Origin of the sequence: Tepidiphilus baoligensis (assembly GCF_012911495.1) — a bacterium.
GTDB classification, from domain to species: domain Bacteria; phylum Pseudomonadota; class Gammaproteobacteria; order Burkholderiales; family Rhodocyclaceae; genus Tepidiphilus; species Tepidiphilus olei.
Window position 1 is genome coordinate 1 of sequence record NZ_JAAAUB010000038.1, and the last position, 1291, is coordinate 1291.

Genomic DNA, 1291 nt, shown 5'->3' on the forward strand with positions numbered 1-1291 from the left:
CCAGGGCAATCGCATCAAACCAAGGGTCCTGTCTAAAAAATAGTTTTTAACCTCCACGGGGTTGCCCAGAGGGTCTGTTCACAGTGCCCTGATTCGTGTAGTTTTCTGTCTTTTTGGGGGCGGCGCATGAAGACAGAGAAAACAAACGCAGACGGCGAGCCATCCCGCTCGTTGCTGCTCGAAGTATTTTCGGAGATCCCGGATCCGCGCGTTGTGGGACGTGCGAAGCACGATCTGGTCGAGATGCTGGTGATTTCGGTGTGCGCTTTGCTGTGCGGGGTCGATGACTTCGTCGGCATCGAGGCGTGGGCCAAGGAGCGCATCGACTGGCTGCGCCGCTTTCTGGTGCTGGAGAACGGGATCCCGTCGCACGACACGTTGGGGCGCCTTTTTGGCCTACTCGATCGCAGGGCACTGGAGAAGAGTTTTCGCCGCTGGGTCGGTGGGGTGCTGCCGGCGCTGGCCGAAGGCGAGGTCGTCGCGATCGATGGCAAGAGCAGCCGGCGTAGCCGTAGCGCCGGGCGCTCGGCCCTACACTTGGTGAGCGCCTTTGCCGCCCAGGCAGGCTTGGTCCTGGGGCAGGAAGCCTGTGCCGAGAAATCCAACGAATTGACGGCCATTCCGGTTCTGCTGGAGACTCTGATGCTCAAGGGAGCAATCGTCACCATCGATGCCATGGGCACGCACGCTAATATCGCCCGAGCGATCCGGGACAAGGACGCCAACTATGTGCTCGCGGTCAAAAACAACCAGCCCCGTCTTGCCGAGTCAATCCAAACCTTCTTCGACATCGGCCAGGCAGCGAGCTGGCAGGGCGTTGCTCACTCCTATACTGAATCGGTCGAGAAAGACCACGGACGCATCGAGTTGCGGCGATGCTGGGCGTTCTCGCAACTCGAGTGCCTGTCCAATCCCCAGCAATGGCCGGATCTGAAGATGTTCGGCGTCATCGAAGTCGAACGCACCCTGGAGGGTAAGACTAGCCTCGAGCGCCGCTTCTACCTCGGCAGCATCGCCGCCGAGGCCGAAACGCTCGCCCATGCGGTACGAGCACACTGGAGCATCGAGAACTGCCTGCACTGGAGCCTCGACGTCTCGCTCAACGACGACCAGATGCGCGCTCGCGCCCGCAACGCCGGCGCCAATCTCGCCCTCGTCCGCCGGCTCGTGCTCAACCTCTTTCGCCTGGACACCTCAGCCCGCAAAGGCGGTATCCGTACCCGACGCATCCTTGCCGCCTCTTCTGATGCCTACCGCCAGGCGCTCCTCGGCCTTACAGAGATTTGATGCG

General features: G+C 61.4%; 1 protein-coding gene. It reads left to right on the forward strand.

Features of this window, described 5'->3' with window-relative positions; genetic code table 11:
• Positions 1–126 precede the first annotated feature (126 nt).
• Positions 127–1287, forward strand: a complete 1161-nt coding sequence (locus tag GV368_RS10895; protein WP_169116536.1) for an ISAs1 family transposase — start codon at positions 127–129, stop codon at positions 1285–1287.
• The last annotated feature ends 4 nt before the right edge of the window (positions 1288–1291 follow it).